Source organism: Ideonella sp., from assembly GCF_041918995.1.
GTDB lineage: Bacteria > Pseudomonadota > Gammaproteobacteria > Burkholderiales > Burkholderiaceae_C > Ideonella.
Genome location: NZ_JAYRUN010000013.1, coordinates 98,958 through 114,271, shown reverse-complemented (window position 1 = coordinate 114,271; position 15,314 = coordinate 98,958). Strand labels below are relative to the sequence as shown.

At 72.2% G+C, this 15,314-nt stretch carries 13 protein-coding genes; 6 read left to right on the top strand and 7 right to left on the bottom strand.

Features of this window, described 5'->3' with window-relative positions; translation table 11 throughout:
- The first annotated feature begins 84 nt into the window (after positions 1 to 84).
- Positions 85 to 1,062 (top strand): alpha/beta fold hydrolase, encoded by a 978-nt coding sequence (locus tag ACE3UN_RS13315; RefSeq protein ID WP_374675443.1) that lies wholly within the window; start codon positions 85 to 87, stop codon positions 1,060 to 1,062.
- Here the strand turns inward: ACE3UN_RS13315 and ACE3UN_RS13310 are convergent.
- From ACE3UN_RS13310 to ACE3UN_RS13300, 3 genes are read right to left on the bottom strand one after another with little or no spacing between them, the layout of a single operon-like run.
- The gene (locus ACE3UN_RS13310; protein WP_374675442.1) at positions 1,050 to 3,155 is read right to left on the bottom strand and encodes a VC_2705 family sodium/solute symporter; all 2,106 of its coding nucleotides are present in this window, start codon (positions 3,153 to 3,155) and stop codon (positions 1,050 to 1,052) included. The two genes, ACE3UN_RS13315 and ACE3UN_RS13310, sit on opposite strands and share 13 nt — an antisense overlap.
- Before the next feature lie 15 nt (positions 3,156 to 3,170).
- Positions 3,171 to 3,443, bottom strand: a complete 273-nt coding sequence (locus tag ACE3UN_RS13305; RefSeq protein ID WP_374675441.1) for a DUF4212 domain-containing protein — start codon at positions 3,441 to 3,443, stop codon at positions 3,171 to 3,173.
- Positions 3,440 to 4,099: a tetratricopeptide repeat protein gene (locus ACE3UN_RS13300; protein ID WP_374675440.1), complete on the bottom strand. Its 660-nt coding sequence runs from the start codon at positions 4,097 to 4,099 to the stop codon at positions 3,440 to 3,442. Before ACE3UN_RS13300 ends, ACE3UN_RS13305 begins: the two co-directional genes overlap by 4 nt.
- A 108-nt stretch (positions 4,100 to 4,207) precedes the next feature.
- Here ACE3UN_RS13300 and prfB point away from each other — a divergent pair.
- The 3 genes from prfB (at position 4,208) to ACE3UN_RS13285 (ending at position 9,136) form a co-directional block, all read left to right on the top strand.
- A protein-coding gene (gene prfB / locus ACE3UN_RS13295) for a peptide chain release factor 2 (protein WP_374675439.1) occupies positions 4,208 to 5,312 on the top strand; the annotation gives its coding sequence in 2 pieces (ribosomal slippage) (positions 4,208 to 4,288 and positions 4,290 to 5,312; 1,104 coding nt in all).
- A 75-nt stretch (positions 5,313 to 5,387) separates the two neighbouring features.
- Entirely contained in the window at positions 5,388 to 8,063 is a 2,676-nt protein-coding gene (gene pepN, locus ACE3UN_RS13290; protein ID WP_374675474.1) for an aminopeptidase N, read from the top strand.
- A gap of 50 nt (positions 8,064 to 8,113) precedes the next feature.
- Entirely contained in the window at positions 8,114 to 9,136 is a 1,023-nt protein-coding gene (locus tag ACE3UN_RS13285; RefSeq protein WP_374675438.1) for a class 1 fructose-bisphosphatase, read from the top strand.
- A 42-nt stretch (positions 9,137 to 9,178) separates the two neighbouring features.
- Here ACE3UN_RS13285 and ACE3UN_RS13280 read toward each other — a convergent pair whose 3' ends face one another.
- The gene (locus tag ACE3UN_RS13280) at positions 9,179 to 9,859 is read right to left on the bottom strand and encodes a DUF3047 domain-containing protein (RefSeq protein WP_374675437.1); all 681 of its coding nucleotides are present in this window, start codon (positions 9,857 to 9,859) and stop codon (positions 9,179 to 9,181) included.
- Between the two features lie 184 nt (positions 9,860 to 10,043).
- On the opposite strand from ACE3UN_RS13280, the gene ACE3UN_RS13275 reads away from it, so the two are divergent.
- Positions 10,044 to 10,388, top strand: a complete 345-nt coding sequence (locus ACE3UN_RS13275; RefSeq protein WP_374675436.1) for a four-helix bundle copper-binding protein — start codon at positions 10,044 to 10,046, stop codon at positions 10,386 to 10,388.
- Positions 10,389 to 10,440: 52 nt separating this feature from the next.
- Here the strand turns inward: ACE3UN_RS13275 and acnA are convergent, their stop codons facing one another.
- Both acnA and ACE3UN_RS13265 read right to left on the bottom strand, forming a co-directional pair.
- A complete protein-coding gene (gene acnA / locus ACE3UN_RS13270) occupies positions 10,441 to 13,389 on the bottom strand; it encodes an aconitate hydratase AcnA (protein WP_374675435.1) in 2,949 nt (982 codons plus the stop codon).
- Positions 13,390 to 13,481: 92 nt separating this feature from the next.
- Complete coding sequence (locus tag ACE3UN_RS13265; protein WP_374675434.1) at positions 13,482 to 14,051, bottom strand: DNA-3-methyladenine glycosylase; 570 nt, start codon at positions 14,049 to 14,051, stop codon at positions 13,482 to 13,484.
- Between the two features lie 44 nt (positions 14,052 to 14,095).
- Between ACE3UN_RS13265 and ACE3UN_RS13260 the strand changes: the two genes are divergently transcribed.
- On the top strand, positions 14,096 to 14,620 hold the full coding sequence (locus tag ACE3UN_RS13260) for an adenylyltransferase/cytidyltransferase family protein (RefSeq protein WP_374675433.1): 525 nt from the start codon (positions 14,096 to 14,098) through the stop codon (positions 14,618 to 14,620).
- 20 nt (positions 14,621 to 14,640) lie between these two features.
- On the opposite strand, the gene ACE3UN_RS13255 is transcribed toward ACE3UN_RS13260, so the two are convergent.
- Entirely contained in the window at positions 14,641 to 15,249 is a 609-nt protein-coding gene (locus ACE3UN_RS13255; RefSeq protein WP_374675432.1) for a PH domain-containing protein, read from the bottom strand.
- Positions 15,250 to 15,314: the final 65 nt, after the last annotated feature.

Below are 15,314 nucleotides of genomic sequence, written 5' to 3'. Positions count from 1 at the left end.
GGCATTGTCCTGCCGTGCCGCCGCGCCGCCGTCTGTCACCTCAGTGCCAGCACCGGTCGGTGCCCCGGCCCTACAGTCGGCCGGATGAGCGCCCCAGACCCTGCCCCCCCTGCCGGCCTGCCCGGCTACCTGCCCCGCCGCCCGGGCGTCGACCGTTTCGTGCCCGTGCGTGGGCTGGACTACCACGTGATCTGCTGGGGCGACGCGTCGCTCGTGACGCCCGAGCGCCCTGCCCTGTTCATGGTGCACGGCTGGATGGACGTGGGCGCGTCCTTCCAGTTCGTGGTGGACGCGCTGGCCGAGCGCGAGGGCGCGGCGCGCTACATCGTGGCGGCCGACTGGCGCGGCTTCGGCGGCACGCGCGTGCCGCCGACGGACAGCTACTGGTTCGCCGACTACCTCGGCGACCTGGACGCCCTGCTGCACCACGATGAGCTGGGCCTGTCCGGCGACGCCCCGCTCGACCTGCTGGGCCACAGCATGGGCGGCAACGTGGTGATGGGCTACGCCGGGGTGCGACCGGAGCGCATCCGGCGGCTGGTCAACCTGGAGGGCTTCGGCCTGCCGGAGACGCGGCCGCACCATGCGCCGCAGCGCCTGCGCCAATGGCTCGACGAACTGCGCACCGCACAGCAGCTGCGCGACTACGCCAGCAGCGGGGCCGTGGCCGAGCGCCTGCGCCAGAACAACCCGCGGCTGGACGCCGCCCATGCCGCCTGGCTGGCCGCGCACTGGGCCGAGCGGCGCGAGGACGGCCGCTGGCACATCCTGGGCGACCCCGCCCACAAGCGCACCAACCCGGTCCTCTACCGCAAGGACGAGGTGCTCGAGACCTGGAAGCGCATCACCGCGCCGGTGCTGTGGGTGGAGGGCAACGAGACCGACGTGACCAAGTGGTGGGGTGACCGCTACCCGCGCGAGGACTTCGAATCGCGCCTGGCGGTGGTGCCGGCGCTGTCGCGCGCGCTGCTGCACGACTGCGGCCACATGCTGCACCACGACCAGCCGCAGGCGCTGGCCGAGTGCCTGCAGGCCTTCCTCGACGCGCCTCAGCCGGGCTGACGCGGATAACGCAGGCCCTCGACGAAGGCCTGCGTGGCCGGTGCGGGAGGCGCCGTGAGCAGGCTGACCACCACCGTCACCGCCAACCCCACCGGCACGCCGAACACGCCGGCCGAGATGGGCTCGATGTCCCACCACAGCGTGGGCTCGCCCTGCAGGCCGAGCGCCGAGCGCAGCCACGGCTGCGTGGTGGCCAGGTACCAGCTGCTCACGCCCAGGCCGGCCAGCATGCCGGCCGCCGCGCCGAGGCGGTTGGCCCGCTTCCAGAAGATGCCCAGCACCAGCGCGGGGAAGAAGGCCGAGGCGGCCAGCGAGAACGCCGCGGTGACCAGGAACAGGATGTCCGCCGGCCGGCGCGCGGCCACCAGCGCCGCGGCCAGCGCCACGATGAGCAGCAGCACCTTGGAGATCATCACCCGCCTCGCCGTGGAGGCGTTCGGGTCCACCATGCGGTAGTAGAAATCGTGCGACAGCGCGTTGGCGATGGTCAGCAGCAGGCCGTCGGCCGTGGACAGGGCCGCGGCCAGGCCGCCCGACGCCACCAGGCCCGACACCACGTACGGCAGGCCGGCCAGCTCGGGCGTGGCCAGCACGATGATGTCGCCGCCGATCTTGATCTCCCCCAGCTGCAGGATGCCGTCGTGGTTGATGTCTACCACCGACATCAGCGACGGGTCCACCTTGGCCCAGTTGGCGATCCACGCCGGCAGCTGGTCGAACGGCGTGCCCACCAGGGAGTTGAACACCTCGTACTTCACCAGCACCGCCAGCGCGGGTGCGGTGAGGTACAGCGCGCTGATGAACAGCAGCGTCCAGGTGGCCGACTCGCGCGCCTCGCGCACCGAGGGCGTGGTGTAGTAGCGCGTCAGCACATGCGGCAGCGCCGCGGTGCCGAGCATGAGGCAGAACACCAGCGCGAGGAAGTTGCGCCGCGAGGCCTCGTAGGCCTGCTGCTCGGCGGGCGTGCCGCCGGGGTCGCCCGCGAAGGGCCGGGCATGGGCAGGCATGCCGCCCAGCGGCCGTGCGCGCGACAGCAGCTCGTCGCGCTCGCGCGCCCAGCCCTCGGCCATGGCGGCGGGATCGCGCTGCAAGGTGGTCAGGGCACGTTCGGCTGCCTGGATCTGCCGCTGCGGGGCGTTCATCGCCTTGAGCGACGCGATGCGGTCCTCCATCGCCTGCTGCTCGGCCGCCAGCGCACGCGGCACGTCCTGCAGCTTGCGGCTGAGCTCGTCGGCCCGCTGCTGGAAGGCGGCGATCACCTCCTGCTCCTTCGGGTCGGTGAGGAAGCGCGCCTCGGCCTCGGTCACCTTCTGCAGCTGCTGGCCGTACACCGCCTGCGGCACCGGGTGGCCGGTCTGCTTGACCGACAGCCACACCACCGGCACCAGGTAGGCCACCACGAGCACGATGTACTGCGCCACCTGCGTCCACGTGACCGCGCGCATGCCGCCCAGGAACGAGCACACCAGGATGCCGCCCAGGCCCAGGAACACGCCGATCTCGAAGGACGCGATGCCGGTCAGGCGCGTGGTGATGAGCCCCACGCCGTAGATCTGCGCCACCACGTAGATGAACGACACCAGCAGCGTGGCGGCCACGCCGATCTGGCGCACCAGGTTGCCCTCGTAGCGGGCCCCCAGGAAATCGGGAATGGTGTACTGGCCGAACTTGCGCAGGTAGGGCGCCAGCAGCAGCGCCACCAGCACGTAGCCGCCGCTCCAGCCCATGACGAAGGCCAGGCCGTCGTAGCCCGCGAGGTACAGGGTGCCGGCCATGCCCAGGAAGGACGCGGCGCTCATCCAGTCGGCCCCGGTGGCCATGCCGTTGTACATGGCCGGCACGCGGCGGCCGGCCACGTAGTACTCGGCCGCCTCGGTCGTGCGGCTGATGATGCCGATGAACGCGTAGATCACCACCGGCGCGGCCAGGAACACGAAGCCGATCCACTTGCGCGGCAGGCCATAGTGCTCGGCCAGGGTGGCCGAGGCCAGGAACAGCACGAAGCACAGCGTGTACAGCGCGTAGATGCCGTGCAGGTGGCTGCGGAAGGCCATGCTGGCCAGGCGCGTGCTGCCGGGGGGGCGTCGGGGCATCGCGGGCGGCCTGTCTCAGTCGAGTTCGTCGAGGTCGTGGGCTTCGTCCACCCGGCGCATGATCCAGGCGTAGCCGCCCACCAGGGCCAGGTACACCAGCAGCGCGCCCTGCGCCGCCACCCAGAAGCTGAACGGCCAGCCGAAGAACGGGAAGTCGAGCGCCCGCGCCTCGTAGGCCACGCCGAAGGTGACCACCGCCCACAGCACCAGCAGCAGCGCGGTCACGGCACGCGTGACGCGCCAGTGGCGCCGGCGGCGCTCGGCCAGGCCCTCGCCCGGTGCCGTCACGGCGCCGGCTCCAGGCCGGTCTCGCGCGCCGCCTGGGCCGCCGCCCGGGGCTCGACGCGCCGCAGCCGGGCGATCACGCGGCCGGCCTCCTCGGTCTGGCCGCGCTCGGCCAGCAGGCGAGCCAGCTGGTACCAGGGATGCGGCGCCATGGGCTGCAGCCGGGTGCACTGGCGCAAGGCATGCTCGGCCTCGTCGAGCCGACCGGCCTTCAGCCCGGCCAGCCCCAGGCCGTACCAGGCGCGGTCGAGCCGGGGCTGCGCCCGCAGGGCCTGGCGGAAGGCCTCCGCCGAGGCGGCCACGTCGCCCGCCTGGTCGAGCAGGTAGCCGAGGTTGAACCAGGCGGTGGCACGTGCCGCGGGGCGCACCGCGGGCGACGCAGCGGCGGCGACCGCCGCCCGGGCATGCGCCAGGGCCTCGTCGTGCCGCCCGGCCAGGGCCAGCAGGTGGGCGCAGGTGGCCTGCGCCCAGAGCGAGCCGGGGCGCCGGGCCACGAGGCGCTGCGCATGCGCGAGGGCCGGCGCGTGCCGGCCCAGCGCCAGCTGGATGCGCAGCGCGGCGGCGCCGGCCAGCCACCCCAGCCACGGCCGGGGCGCCCTGGCGGAGGCAGCCGCAGGGGGGGCGGGACGGACGGGCGGCAAGGCATCCACGGTGGGCACGCATTGTGCCGGGCCGCGCGCCACGCGCCATCGGCAAGCACCCGGGGCGTACGGCCGTCGGCCAATGAGCGAAAATCGACGGCTTCGCACAGAACACCGGAGTCCGCCATGGACATCGAACGCATCAACGCCATCGGCAGCCTGCTGGCCGACCTCTCCGAGCGCACCCAGGCGCTAAGGGGGTATCTTTGACTACGACCGCAAGGTCCTTCGCCTGAGGGAAGTCAACGCGACCCTCGAGAACCCCGACGTCTGGAACGACCCCAAGCGGGCCCAGGAACTCGGCAAGGAAAAGAAGCAGCTCGACGAGGTCGTGGAGACCATCGACCACCTGCAGAGCAACCTCTCGGACAACAGCGAGCTGTTCGAGATGAGCAAGGAAGAGGGCGACGAGCCCGGCATGCTGGCCATCGAGGCCGACGCCCAGAAGCTGCGCGAGGTGGTGGAGAAGCTCGAATTCCGCCGCATGTTCAGCAACCCGGCCGACCCGAGCAACTGCTTCATCGACATCCAGGCCGGCGCCGGCGGCACCGAGGCCTGCGACTGGGCCGGCATGCTGCTGCGCCAGTACCTGAAGTACTGCGAACGCAAGGGCTTCAAGGCCACGCTGGAAGACGAGACGCCGGGCGACGTGGCGGGCATCAAGAGCGCCACCATCAAGGTCGAGGGCGACTACGCCTTCGGCCACCTGCGCTCGGAAAGCGGCGTGCACCGCCTGGTGCGCAAGAGCCCGTTCGATTCCGCGGGCGGCCGCCACACCTCGTTCGCCTCGCTGTTCGTCTACCCGGAGATCGACGACTCGATCGAGATCGACATCAACCCGGCCGATGTGCGCACCGACACCTACCGCGCCTCGGGCGCGGGCGGCCAGCACATCAACAAGACCGATTCGGCGGTGCGCCTGACGCACATCCCCACCGGCATCGTCGTGCAGTGCCAGGACAGCCGCAGCCAGCACAGCAACCGCGACGTCGCCTGGCGGCGCCTGCGCTCGCGCCTGTACGACTTCGAGATGAAGAAGCGCATGGAGGAGCAGCAGAAGCTGGAGGACACCAAGACCGACGTGGGCTGGGGCCACCAGATCCGTTCCTACGTGCTGGACCAGAGCCGCATCAAGGACCTGCGCACCAACGTGGAGATCTCCAACACCCAGAAGGTGCTGGACGGCGACCTCGACCCCTTCATCGAGGCCAGCCTCAAGCAAGGCCTCTGACCCCGCGGGCCGCGTGTGATCCACGCGGCCCTTCTTCACCGCCCGACCCAACCAAGAACAGGACCGCCCATCATGCTGCGTGAAGGCGTCGCCCCCATCGTCCGCCGCGAGGACTACCTCGCCCCGGCCTACTGGATCCGCACCGTGGAGCTCACGCTCGACCTGGACGCGGCCAAGACCATCGTCGCCAGCAAGCTGGCCATCGAGCGCAACGGTGGGCAGCCCGTGCAGCCCCTGCGGCTGCACGGCGAGGACCTGAACCTGCTGCGCGTGCTGGTGGACGGCCAGAGCGTGTCGTTCCGCCACGAGGACGGCATGCTGGTGATCGACGCCCCGGCGGCGGACGCCTTCACGCTGGAGATCCGCAACACCATCTCCCCGGAGAAGAACACCCAGCTGTCGGGCCTGTATGCCTCGGGCTCGGGCCTGTTCACCCAGTGCGAGGCCGAGGGCTTCCGCCGCATCACCTACTTCCTCGATCGCCCGGACGTGATGGCGGTCTACACCGTCACCCTGCGCGGCGACAGGAAGAAGTACCCGGTGCTGCTGTCCAACGGCAACCTGGTGGAGCAAGGTGAGCTCGACGGGGGCCGCCACTTCGCCCGCTGGCACGACCCCTTCCCCAAGCCCAGCTACCTGTTCGCGCTGGTGGCGGCCGACCTGGTGGCCCGCGAGCAGTGGGTGCGCACCCGCTCGGGCAAGGACCACCTGCTGCAGATCTACGTGACCCGCGGCGACCTGGACAAGACCGAGCACGCGATGAACTCGCTCATCGCCTCGCTGGTGTGGGACGAGGCGCGCTTCAACCTGCCGCTGGACCTCGAGCGCTTCATGATCGTGGCGGTGCCCGACTTCAACATGGGCGCGATGGAGAACAAGGGCCTGAACCTGTTCAACACCAAGTTCGTGCTGGCCAGCCCCGCCACCGCCACCGACGTCGATTTCGACGGCATCGAGAGCGTGGTGGCGCACGAGTACTTCCACAACTGGACGGGCAACCGCATCACCTGCCGTGACTGGTTCCAGCTGTCGCTCAAGGAGGGCCTCACGGTCTTCCGCGACCAGGAGTTCAGCATGGACATGGCCGGCAGCCCGTCGGCCCGCGCCGTGTGCCGCATCGCCGACGTGCTGCGCCTGCGCGAGGCGCAGTTCCCCGAGGACGCCGGCCCGATGGCCCACCCGGTGCGTCCCGACGCCTACCAGGCCATCGACAACTTCTACACCGCCACGGTGTACGAGAAGGGCGCCGAGGTCGTGCGCATGATGCACACCCTGGTCGGCCGCGAGGGCTTCGCGCGCGGCATGGCCACGTACTTCCAGCGCCACGACGGCCAGGCGGTGACCTGCGACGACTTCGCCCAGGCGATCGCCGATGCCAACCCCGGCAGTGCCCTGGCCGAGCACCTGGCGCTGTTCAAGCGCTGGTACGCGCAGTCCGGCACGCCGCGCCTCACGGCACGCGGCGAGCACGACGCCGCCGCGGGCACCTACACGCTCGCCCTCACCCAGCACAACGCCCCCAGCGCCGGCCAGCCGCAGAAGCTGCCCCAGGTCATCCCGGTGGCGCTCGGCCTGGTGGGCCGCGACAGCGGCCGCGCCCTGCCGCTGCAGCTGGACGGTGAAGCCGCACCGGCCGGCACCGAGCGCCTGCTGGTGATGACCGAGGCCGAGCAGCGCTTCGTGTTCACCGGCGTCACCGAAGGCGTGGTGCCGTCGCTGCTGCGCGGCTTCTCGGCCCCGGTGGTGCTGGACGACGGCCTGGACGACGACGCGCTGCTGGTGCTGCTGGCCCACGACGGCGACGCGTTCAACCGCTGGGAGGCCAGCCAGCGCCTGGCGCTGAACCGGCTGCTGGCCGCGCTGCGCACCGGTGGCCTGGTGCACCTCGACGAGCCCTTCATCGAGGCCATGCGCGGCCTGCTGCGCGACCCCGCCCTGAGCCCCGCCTTCAAGGAGCTGGCGCTCACCCCGCCGTCCGAAGGCTACGTGGCCGAGCAGGTGGCCGACGTGGACCCGCAGCGCGTGCATGCGGTGCGCGAATCGCTGGTGGACCAGCTGGCCGAGCGCCTGCACGGCGACTGGGTCTGGGCCTTCGAATCGCATCAGGTGGCGGGTGGCTACGAGCCGACGGCCGAGCAGGCGGGACAGCGCGCGCTGGCCAACCTCGCGCTGGCCATGCTGGTGCGCCGCGCGGTGGCGACGGACGATCCCGTGTGGCCGGGCCGCGCCTACCAGCGCTTCAAGGACGCCAGCAACATGACCGACCGCCTGGGCGCCCTGGCGGCCCTGGTGAACGCACACGCGCAGCTGGCCACCCCGGCGCTGGAGCGCTTCCACGCCCTGTTCCGCCATGAGCCGCTGGTGCTGGACAAGTGGTTCACGCTGCAGGCCCGCGCCCCCGAGCGTGACGGCCGGGTGTTCGCGCGCGCCCGCCAGCTGCTGCAGCACCCCGACTTCACGCTGCACAACCCCAACCGGGCGCGCTCGCTGCTGCTGCAGCTGGCGTTCTACAACCCGGCCGCGTTCCACCGCGCGGATGCCGCCGGCTACGTGTTCTGGGCCGACCGCCTGATCGAGCTGGACGCGATCAACCCGCAGCTGGCCTCGCGCTTCGCGCGTGCCCTGGACCGCTGGCGCCAGCTGGCCGAGCCCTACCGCTCGGCCGCCCGCGTGGCCATTGCCCGCGTGGCGGCGCGCACCGAGCTCTCGGCCGACACGGCCGAGATCATCCAGCGCGCGCTGCAGGACTGACCCGGCGCATCCACCCCACTTCCATCGCACTCTCGGAGGGAGCCTTCCGCATGGCACAACGCATCAGCCTCACCCAGTACCTCGTCGAGCAGCAGCGCGAGCACGGCCACATCCCCGGCCAGCTGCGCCTGCTGATCGAGGTGGTCGCCCGCGCCTGCAAGCGCATCGCCATCAGCGTCAACAAGGGCGCGCTGGGCGAGGTGCTCGGCTCGGCCGGCAGCGAGAACGTGCAGGGCGAGGTGCAGAAGAAGCTGGACATCATCGCCAACGAGGTGCTGGTGGAGGCCAACGAGTGGGGCGGCCACCTGGCGGCCATGGCGTCCGAGGAGATGGACTCCATCCACCTGGTGCCCAACCGCTACCCGCAGGGCGAGTACCTGCTGCTGTTCGACCCGCTCGACGGCTCGTCCAACATCGACGTGAACGTGTCGATCGGCACCATCTTCTCGGTGCTGCGCAAGGTGGACAACCACCCGGGCGTGAGCGAGCAGGACTTCCTGCAGCCCGGCCGCCGCCAGGCCGCTGCCGGCTACTGCGTGTACGGCCCGCAGACCACGCTGGTGCTCACCGTGGGCCGGGGCGTGGCCATGTTCACGCTCGACCGCGAGCAGGGCTCGTGGGTGCTCACCGCCGAGAACGTGACCATCCCCGAGGACACCAAGGAGTTCGCCATCAACATGTCGAACATGCGCCACTGGGACGCCCCGGTGAAGCGCTACATCGACGAGTGCCTGGCGGGCAAGGAAGGCGCGCGCGGCAAGGACTTCAACATGCGCTGGGTGGCCAGCATGGTGGCGGACGTGCACCGCATCCTCACCCGCGGCGGCATCTTCATGTACCCGTGGGACAAGCGCGAGCCGGACAAGCCCGGCAAGCTGCGCCTGATGTACGAGGCCAACCCGATGTCCTTCCTGGTGGAGCAGGCCGGCGGCATGTCCACCAACGGGCGCGAGCGCATCATGGACATCCAGCCGGGCAAGCTGCACGAGCGCGTGAGCGTGGTGCTGGGCTCGAAGAACGAGGTGCAGCGGGTCACCGGCTACCACCTGGAGGCGGACACCGCCGCGCGCTGAGGCCGCCGCCTCGGTGCACCGGGCCGGTCGGGGCCTGCGCCCTCAGCGCAGCTCCACCGGCCCGTACCACGCCCGGGCCGTGGTGCCCGTGTTGTCGCTGTCGGTCATCAGCGCCACATGCAGCAGCGGGCCGGGCTTCTCGCCGAACGCGCGCTCGAAGTCGGCCGCCAGGTCGCGCCGGTGGTCGCGCCAGCGGCGCAGGCCCTCGGCGCCGGACTCCACCACGATCTTGCGGATGCGGTCGGTGCGCGGATCGGGCACCACGCTGCCCACGGGCAGCACCGGGTCCCACACGTAGGCCAGCGTGGCGTAGGGCGGGGCCTCGCCGGTGAGCGCCTGCGCCAGGTCGAACAGCATGCGGGTGCGCAGCGGCAGGGCGGACACATCGCCCCCGAATCCCAGCAGCACGCGCACCGAGGCGTCGCCCCGCTCGGCCTCGGCCACGCGCGCGGCCGCATTGAGCTCGGGCAGCCACCACGAGAACTGCAGCTCGCGCGCCGCCTGCAGCGGCGGCCTGACCCGCTGGCGCCACATGCTGGCCGAGCGGTCCGATTGCGCCAGCACCGCCCGCCGGCCGTCCTTCTCGACCCACTGGTAGACGGTGGCGCGCTTGCCCGGCAGCAGCACCGGCTGCCAGTCGGCCGCCCCGGCAGGCGGCGGCGCCGGCGGGGTGGTGCAGCCGGCGAGCGCGGCAGCGAGCGCCAGGGCGGGCACGGCACGCACGGCGCGGCGCGGGCCGGGAACAGCAGGACGAGGAATCACGGACACCGGGCGTTACAACACTGCCCGCGAGTGTGCCGGCTGCCGGCGCGTCGGCCGCAGGCCACGGTGGGCAGTTTGTCGCACCCGGGCCGGGAACGCGATCTGCCCGCCCCCGGCGCATCCCCCACACGACACGGAGCGCCCGATGGCCCACGACACCTTTGCCGACTGCATCGCCGCCTGCCAGGCCTGTGCCGCCGCCTGCCACCATTGCGCCGCCGCCTGCCTGCAGGAGGACAACCCGAAGAAGATGGCGCGCTGCATCGCGCTCGACCTGGATTGCGCCGCGCTGTGCGAGCTGGCGGCCGCGGCCATGGCGCGGGGCAGCGAGAACGCCGCGGCCATCTGCGCCCTGTGCGCCACGCTGTGCGGGCGCTGCGGCGACGAATGTGCGCGCCACGCGCACGACCACTGCCAGGCGTGCGCCGAGGCCTGCCGCCGCTGTGCGGAGGAATGCCAGCGCATGAGCACCACGCCGCGCGCCGCCTGAGCGTCGCGGCCGGCCCCGCGGCCTGCCCGCGGCGCCGGTCGTCCGACCCGTCTCAGTGCGACGGCGGGTCGCTGGCGGGGAAGGACTGCTCGGAGTGCGTGTCCACCTGCCGGTCGGCCGCCGTGCGCGTGGGCGGCGGTGGCGCGGCGGTGGCGGCTTCGGCCGCCACGGGCACCGGCCGGTCGCGCCGGCCCAGCAGCTGCCGCAGCACGTAGGGCAGGATGCCGCCATGCCGGTGGTACAGCACCTCCTGCGGCGTGTCGATGCGCACCAGCGCGCTGAACGCCGTCACCGTGCCGTCGGCGCCGGTGGCCCGCACCTGCACGACCCGCCCGTGGGCGAACCCGGTGCGCAGCAGGTCCGCCAAGCCCACCACATCGAAGTGCTCTTCACCGGTGAGGCCGAGCGAGGCGATGGTCTCGCCGGTCATCAGCTGCAGCGGCACGATGCCCATGCCCACCAGGTTGGAGCGGTGGATGCGCTCGTAGCCCTCGGCGATGACCGCGCGGATCCCCTGCAGCGCCGGGCCCTTGGCCGCCCAGTCGCGGCTAGAGCCGGAGCCGTACTCCAGCCCCGCCAGCACCACCAGCGGGGTGCCCTCGGCCTGGTAGCGGGCGGCGGCGTCGTAGATGGACATGAGCTCGCCGGTGGGCAGGTGGCGGGTCACGCCGCCTTCCACACCGGGGGTGAGCCGGTTGCGGATGCGCCCGTTGGCGAAGGTGCCGCGCACCATCACCTCGTGGTTGCCACGCCGCGCCCCGTAGGAGTTGAAGTCCACCGGCGAGACGCCCAGCGACTGCAGCAGCCGACCCGCCGGCGCATCGCGGCGGATGCTGCCGGCCGGCGAGATGTGGTCGGTGGTGATGCTGTCACCCAGCACGGCGATGGCCCGGGCGCCGCGCAGCGCCGGCGCCTCCTGCGGCACCTCGGCCGACATGCCGTCGAAGTACGGCGGCCGCCGCACATAGGTGGACCCCTCGTCCCAGGCGAAGCGGTCGCCACCGGGCGCCGGCAGGGCGCGCCAGCGCTCGTCGCCGTCGTAGGCCCGGCCGTAGATGTCGCGGTACATCTGCGGCTGCAGCGCCTGGGCGAGCGCCTCCTGCACCTCGGCCCGGCTGGGCCACAGGTCGCGCAGGAACACCTCGCGCCCGTCGGCGCCCGTGCCGAGCGGCTCGGTCTCCAGGTCGATGTCGATGCGCCCGGCCAGGGCGAAGGCCACCACCAGGGGCGGTGACATGAGGAAATTGGCGCGCACCTCGGAGTGGATGCGGCCCTCGAAATTGCGGTTGCCGGACAGCACCGAGGCCACCACCAGCCCGCGGCGCTGGACGGCGGCCGACACGGTCTCAGGCAGCGGGCCCGAGTTGCCGATGCAGGTGGTGCAGCCGTAGCCCACCGTCTGGAAGCCCAGTGCGTCCAGGGCCGGCGTCAACCCGGCGCGCTCGAAATAGGCGGTCACCACGCGGGAGCCGGGGGCCAGCGAGGTCTTCACCCAGGGCTGGCGCTGCAGGCCCAGCGCCACCGCCTTGCGTGCCAGCAGGCCGGCGGCCAGCATCACCGACGGGTTGCTGGTGTTGGTGCAGCTGGTGATGGCCGCGATCACCACCGCGCCGTCGGACAGGGACTCCGCCCACTCGGGCGTGGCCGAGGCCGGCTCGGGCTGGGCCCGGCCCTCGCCCCACACGCCCACGTCCTTCTGGCCGGGCGGGGTGGCGATGGCGGCGTCCTTCAGCGGCGTCACCGGCGCCGCCGCGGCGGCCGTGCCCGGCGCGGCGCCGGCCGGGCGCAACGAGGGCAGCGCATCGCGGAACACCGCGCGGGTGTGCGACAGCGGCAGCCGGTCCTGCGGCCGCCGCGGCCCCGCCACGCTGGGCTGCACCGTCTCCAGCGCCAGCGACAGGGTGCTGGAGAACACCGGCTCGGGGCTGTCCGGGCCATGGAACAGCCCCTGGGCCTTCATGTAGGCCTCGACCAGCGCGACCTGCTCGGGCGGCCGCCCGGTGAAGCGGAGGTAGTCCAGCGTCACCGCGTCCACCGGGAAGATGCCGCAGGTGGCGCCGTACTCGGGCGCCATGTTGCCCAGCGTGGCGCGGTCGGCCAGCGGCAGGCTGCCCACGCCGGGGCCGAAGAATTCGACGAACCGCCCCACCACACCGTGCCGGCGCAGCAGCTCGGTCACGGTGAGCACCAGGTCGGTGGCGGTGGCGCCTTCGCGCAGCTCGCCCGACAGCCGCACGCCCACCACCTCGGGAATCAGCATGGACACCGGCTGGCCCAGCATCGCGGCCTCGGCCTCGATGCCGCCCACGCCCCATCCGAGCACGCCAAGGCCGTTGACCATGGGCGTGTGCGAGTCGGTGCCCACCAGCGTGTCGGGGTAGGCCTGCGGCAGCCCGTCCTGTCCGCGCGCGCCGTCGTCCCCGGCGCCGAACACCACACGCGCCAGGAACTCCAGGTTCACCTGGTGGCAGATGCCCATGTTGGGCGGCACCACCTTGAAGTTGGCGAAGGCCTGCTGGCCCCACTTGAGGAAGGCGTAGCGCTCGCGGTTGCGCGCGTAGTCCAGGTCCTCGTTCTGTGCGAAGGCCTCGGCCGAGCCGAAGCGGTCCACCTGGATGGAGTGGTCGATCACCAGCTCCACCGGCTGCAGCGGGTTGATGCGCGCCGGGTCGCCGCCGAGCGCGGCCATGGCGTCGCGCATGGCCGCCAGGTCCACCACCGCGGGCACGCCGGTGAAATCCTGCAGCAGCACACGCGCCGGCGTGAAGGCGATCTCGCGCTGCGGCGGCTCGCCGGGCTGCCAGCCGGCCAGGGCACGGATGTCGTCCGCCGTCACGGTGACGCCGTCCTCGTGGCGCAGCAGGTTCTCCAGCAGGATGCGCAACGAGTACGGCAGCCGCTGCACGGCATGGCCCTCGCGCTCCAGCGCATCCAGGCGGAAGATCTCGTACGCACGGCCGCCGACGTGCAGGAGGGAGCGGGCACCGAAGCTGTTGGTCATGGGACAAGCGCCTGGCCGGGAATGGATCGCGAACGGTACGCCCCCGGGCCCGGCCGCACATGGCGTGGGGGCACTCGCGGGCGCCACGCGCCTCAGCGCAGCGGCCGGCTGAGGTAGCGAGAGCCCGCCCAGGCGAAGCGCCAGGGCACGTCGGCCGCCTTGGAGATGCCGATGCGCACGCCCACCGCCACCGGCGGCACGCTGCCGGCCGGCCGGGCCCGCAGCTCGAAGGGGGGCGCGTCCAGCGGCCGGCCGTCCAGCGCACGGGTGATGCCGAGCGCCTGTCCCACGCGGCCGGGGCCGCTGCACAGCAGGCGCTCGTCGTCCAGGCCGCGGCGCTCGCGCATGGCGGCCAGGCCGACGGTGGGCTGCAGGGCGCGGATCAGCACCCCGGCCCCATGCCCCGCCTCGCGGCAGACGACATTGAGGCACCAGTGGATGCCGTACGAGCGGTAGACGTAGGCATGCGCCGGCGGGCCGAACATGGCGGCGTTGCGTGCGGTCACGCCGCCGTGGCTGTGCGAGGCGGGGTCGTCGCGGTCGTAGGCCTCGGTCTCGACGATGAGGCCACCCACGCCCGCCACGCGCAGCTCCACCCCGATGAGCGCCTGCGCCACCTCGTGCGAGGGCGCGTCGAAATCGATCCCGGCCAGCACGGTCATGGGGGGCTCCCAGGCAAGGCGGCGGCCCGGCCGACAATGCGGGCATGGACACCGCCACCGACTCGCCCGCCCCTGCCGGTCCTTCCGACCGCTTCGACCGCTTCGACCCCGCCCGCAAGCTGCTCAGCCAGGAAGAGGCCGAGGCCCGCTTCCGCGGACAGCCGGGCACCGTGTTCACCAACGGCGTGTTCGACGTGCTGCACCGCGGCCACGTGGCCTACCTGGCCGCCGCGCGCGCACTGGGAGAACGGCTCATCGTGGCGGTGAACAGCGACGCCTCGGCGCGCCGCCTGGGCAAGGGCCCCGACCGGCCGTTGAACCGGGAGCAGGACCGCGCCTTCCTGCTGGCCGGCCTGGAAAGCGTGGACGCGGTGGTGGTGTTCGAGGAGGACACGCCGCTGGCCGTGCTGGCCCGGCTGCAGCCCGGGCTGTACGTGAAGGGGGGCGACTACGACATGGCGGCCCTGGCCGAGACGCCGCTGGTGCAGGGCTGGGGCGGCCGCTCGCTCGCCCTGCCCTTCGTGGACGGCTACTCCACCACCGCACTGGTGCGGCGCATCCGCGGCTGAGCGCCGCCGGCGCCGCGGCGTCAGCCGTGGATGTAGCGGTCGAACACGGCGCTGTAGTCGCGCGTGGTGTGCGTCACCAGCATCGCCTCGTTCAGGGCGGACAGCAGGCCGTTGAACTGGCGCGGCAGCGCGTCGTCGCCAGCCGGCTGCGAGATCTTGAAGGCCGACGCCGCCGCGCCCAGGCAGCGCAGCGCGTTCTCGCGCGCCACCTCGTCCTTGTGCTGCTGGCGGCCGATGGCGATGAGCGCCTTGTAGATGTCCTTCAGCGGCTCGATGAAGCTCTTCTTCACGTCGATGCTGAACGGCACGTCGCCCAGCACGAACTTGAGCTCCACGTCGCGGTCCACCGTGCCGGCCGTCTCGATGGACACGCCGTGCACCGCCACGCGGCTGAAGTCGTAGCGCTTGATGGAGCGCTTGGACGACACGGCGGAATCGCCGTCCACGTGGATCACGCCCAGGTTGGTGAAGCAGTACTCGTCCTTCTTCGACTTGATGAGGAAGAAGATCTTCTCCCCGTCCTCATGGAAGAGGTAGTCGTCCGCGTCGACCTTGTTGTAGTCGGCGGGTGGCACGATGACGCCGATGTCGCTCAGCCCCAGCGCATCCGCAGCGATCTTTCCGAACATGGCAGGCCCTCTCGTGGTGGGTGGGAAAGCGCGGGAGTGTAGGAGCAGGCCGGTGCCATTGGCAT

Excerpts from the sequence above, each read along its gene's own strand:
- ACE3UN_RS13315 (WP_374675443.1), top strand. The coding sequence starts at position 85 with ATGAGCGCCCCAGACCCTGCCCCCCCTGCCGGCCTGCCCGGCTACCTG.
- ACE3UN_RS13310 (WP_374675442.1), bottom strand. The coding sequence starts at position 3,155 with ATGCCCCGACGCCCCCCCGGCAGCACGCGCCTGGCCAGCATGGCCTTC.
- ACE3UN_RS13285 (WP_374675438.1), top strand. The coding sequence starts at position 8,114 with ATGGCACAACGCATCAGCCTCACCCAGTACCTCGTCGAGCAGCAGCGC.
- ACE3UN_RS13275 (WP_374675436.1), top strand. The coding sequence starts at position 10,044 with ATGGCCCACGACACCTTTGCCGACTGCATCGCCGCCTGCCAGGCCTGT.
- acnA (WP_374675435.1), bottom strand. The coding sequence starts at position 13,389 with ATGACCAACAGCTTCGGTGCCCGCTCCCTCCTGCACGTCGGCGGCCGT.
- ACE3UN_RS13265 (WP_374675434.1), bottom strand. The coding sequence starts at position 14,051 with ATGACCGTGCTGGCCGGGATCGATTTCGACGCGCCCTCGCACGAGGTG.
- ACE3UN_RS13260 (WP_374675433.1), top strand. The coding sequence starts at position 14,096 with ATGGACACCGCCACCGACTCGCCCGCCCCTGCCGGTCCTTCCGACCGC.
- ACE3UN_RS13255 (WP_374675432.1), bottom strand. The coding sequence starts at position 15,249 with ATGTTCGGAAAGATCGCTGCGGATGCGCTGGGGCTGAGCGACATCGGC.